Annotated in this window: 2 protein-coding genes; both read left to right on the top strand. The window is 37.3% G+C overall.

Features of this window, described 5'->3' with window-relative positions; all coding sequences use genetic code 11:
• Nucleotides 1-267: 267 nt before the first annotated feature.
• Nucleotides 268-1335: a branched-chain amino acid aminotransferase gene (locus ACVC2P_RS01115; protein WP_452596643.1), complete on the top strand. Its 1068-nt coding sequence runs from the start codon at nt 268-270 to the stop codon at nt 1333-1335.
• A 206-nt stretch (nt 1336-1541) separates the two neighbouring features.
• Nucleotides 1542-3590 (top strand): alpha-ketoacid dehydrogenase subunit alpha/beta, encoded by a 2049-nt coding sequence (locus ACVC2P_RS01110; RefSeq protein ID WP_452596642.1) that lies wholly within the window; start codon nt 1542-1544, stop codon nt 3588-3590.
• Nucleotides 3591-3679: the final 89 nt, after the last annotated feature.

Below are 3679 nucleotides of genomic sequence, written 5' to 3'. Positions count from 1 at the left end.
TTTGTACGCCGTGTAGCCGATTATTTTGAGCAATTCGATATTAATAGAACAATTTAATTCCTGCAAAGGCAGGAATCTCATAATAAATAGAAACTAAACTTAAGGAAAACAAAAACCTTATAAATAGATTTCTAGAGCAAGAGTAATTAAAAAAAACTGTCATTCCTGTGAAAACAGGAATCTAGTAACAGATAGATAAAAAATGTTTAACCCTACAAACTCTTATTTTAAAGGAGTTTAAAAGATACCCGCTTGTACGGACCTGACATGAATTATAACATAGCAATCACTAAAGTAGCAAAATCTAGAGTAGACGATTTAGACTTTAATAATATTCCATTAGGAACAACATTTACAGATCACATGTTTATTTGTGATTTTGAAAATGGAGACTGGACTAACCCGAGAATAGAACCCTTAGAACTAATCCCTACGCATCCAGCAGCAATGGCTTTACACTACGGGCAAGCTATTTTTGAAGGTATGAAAGCCACAGTAGATGGAGAAGGAAACCCAATGTTATTTCGTGCCGATAAAAATGCCGCACGATTAAACTTTAGTGCAGATCGTATGGGAATGCCTAATTTTCCAGAAGACCTATTTGTAGAAGGCTTAAAACAATTAGTCGATTTAGAACGCAGTTGGATTCCACCAGCAGATGGGAGTGCATTATATTTAAGACCATTTATGTATGCAGACGAACCATTTATAGGTATGCGTGCAGCAACACACTATAAATTTATAATAATGGCCTCGCCAGCCGGACCATTTTTTAGTAAGCGTATAAAACTATGGGCAGAAAAAAAATACATAAGAGCCGCTAACGGAGGAACAGGGGAAGCAAAAGCAGCAGGAAATTACGCGGCAGCCATTCGCCCAACAGAATTAGCAAAAGCAAAAGGATACGACCAAGTATTATGGTTAGATGCCGTAGAGCATAAGTACATACAAGAAGTAGGAACCATGAATATTTTCTTTAAAATAGACGGTAAAATGGTAACCCCAAAACGCGATGGCTCTATTTTAGATGGAATTACCAGACTAAGTGTTATCTCAGTATTAAAAGACAAAGGCTACGAAGTAATAGAACGCGCCATTACAATAGACGAAATAAAAGAAGCATCAGCAAACGGAACGTTAGAAGAAGCCTTCGGAACAGGAACAGCAGTAGGAATTGCCTATATACAAGAAATAGGCTTAGAAGGAGAAGTAATTCATGTGTCCGATGAAAGTCCAGTAGGAAAAGACGTTAACGAAACTTTAAATGCAATAAAAACAGGAAAAGTAGCCGATAAGTTTAATTGGATGATTAAAATAGAAAACCAATTAGCTTAAAATAATTAGGGCGTTACCACAATGGTCGGGCTTTCCGCTATATCTTTTGCAGAAAAAGCAAAAGGATGTCGCTACAATCCCTAACGCAACAAAACCCTTTAAGAAACAAACCCGTAACATAGAATATATTTTACATTAAAGGGCTTTTACTTAATGTGAAAAATAGAAACTAAAAATAGAGACCTGCTTTAGTAGGAATGATAGAAATGGAGAAAAAAGTATTAGAAAAAGGATTTTCAAAACTCTGTACAGCCAAGGCTATGGCAGAATTATACGAAGCTAATTTTAAACAAGTCTCAAAGTATGTACATGCTACCTCAAGAGGACATGAAGCTATACAAATAGCATTAGGCTTGCAATTATTACCGCAAGATTATGCCTTTCCCTATTACAGAGATGATGCCATGCTATTATCATTTGGTGTAACACCGTATGATTTAATGTTACAGTTATTAGCAAAAAAAGAAGACCCATTTTCTGGCGGACGCACCTATTATTCGCACCCCAGTTTAAAAGACGACGATAAACCAAAAATACCGCATCAATCCTCAGCTACAGGAATGCAAGCCATTCCAGCAACAGGAGTAGCTATGGGGATGCAGTATAAAGAATTACAAGGATTAAACGACGATTCTATAGAAAACCCAATCTCTGTATGTAGTTTAGGTGATGCGTCGGTTACCGAAGGAGAAATAGCAGAAGCCTTCCAGATGGCAGCCTTAAAGCAAATGCCAATACTATATTTAGTACAAGATAATGGATGGGATATATCAGCGAATGCAGCAGAAACAAGAGCACAAAACGCTTACGAATACGCACAAGGGTTTCATGGCTTAGAAGCTATAACTATAGATGGCGCTAACTTTACTGAAAGTTACGAAGCACTAGAGAAAGTAATCGCTACAATACGTAAAGAACGTCGTCCGTTTTTAGTACATGCCAAAGTCCCATTATTAAATCACCATACTTCTGGCGTAAGAATGGAATGGTATCGTGACGATTTAGAAGAAGCCAGAACTAGAGATCCCTATCCAGTATTAAAACAGCAATTATTAGAAGCTGGTTTTTCTGAAAAAGAAGCAGAAACAATAGAAGCTAATGCAAAAGCACAAGTGCAAGAACACTTTGAAAAAGCATTACAAGCAGAAGACCCAACACCAGAAGATTTATTTACAAACGATTTTGCACCAACACCAATAACAGAAGAAAAAGGAGTGCGCTCTCCAGAGGGAGCAGACAAAGTGGTTATGGTAGACTGTGCTTTATTCGCTGTAGAAGAATTAATGAAACAACACAAAGAATGTCTATTATACGGGCAAGATGTTGGAGGACGTTTAGGAGGTGTGTTTAGAGAAGCCGCAACATTAGCGCAAAAATTTGGAGATGATCGTGTGTTTAATACACCAATACAAGAAGCCTTTATAGTAGGGTCTACCGTAGGAATGAGTGCTGTAGGTTTAAAACCAATTGTTGAGGTACAATTTGCCGATTATATCTGGCCAGGACTAAACCAGTTATTTACAGAAGTAAGTAGAAGTTGTTACCTCTCTAACGGAAAATGGCCAGTAAGTATGATATTACGTGTACCTATTGGAGCTTACGGAAGCGGAGGACCATATCACTCGTCTTCAGTAGAAAGTGTCATTACAAATATTAGAGGTATAAAAATAGCCTACCCAAGTAACGGAGCCGATTTAAAAGGCTTAATGAAAGCCGCATACCATGATCCAAATCCAGTTGTTATTCTAGAACATAAAGGATTATACTGGAGTAAAGTGCCAGGAACGCAAGGCGCAACATCTGTAGAGCCAAGTGAAGATTATGTATTGCCTTTTGGAAAAGCATGGGTGTTACAAGAAATCTGGAAACAAGATAACCTGGAAACATTAACCATTGTTACTTATGGTATGGGAGTACATTGGGCAATGAATGCTTCAGAGGAATTAGGTATGCAAGACCAAATAGAAGTAATCGATTTACGTACGCTCTATCCTTTAGATGAAGATGCAGTTATGAAGTCGGTAAAGAAAACAGGAAAATGTTTAGTGGTTACCGAAGAACCTTCAAATAACAGTTTTGCAAGAGCTTTATCTAGTAAAATACAAGAAGAATGCTTTAAATATTTAGACGCGCCAGTTATGGTTATTGGTAGTGAGAATATGCCAGCCATTCCATTAAATTCAACTTTAGAGCAAACAATGATTCCTTCTACGGAAAAAGTGAAGGCTAAAATAGAACAGTTGTTAGAGTATTAGTGTAACGTCATTTCAGGACGGGACATTTATAACAAAAAAAAGCGACTTTTAAGTCGCTTTTTTTTGTGTTTATTGCTCAGCTCCTGGAG

It is taken from the genome of Pontimicrobium sp. MEBiC01747 (assembly GCF_053601635.1).
This window is presented reverse-complemented; position numbering and strand designations above follow the sequence as displayed.

What these genes read in the sequence shown, in the direction of transcription:
- ACVC2P_RS01115 (WP_452596643.1), top strand. Translation starts at nt 268, where the DNA reads ATGAATTATAACATAGCAATCACTAAAGTAGCAAAATCTAGAGTAGAC.
- ACVC2P_RS01110 (WP_452596642.1), top strand. Translation starts at nt 1,542, where the DNA reads ATGGAGAAAAAAGTATTAGAAAAAGGATTTTCAAAACTCTGTACAGCC.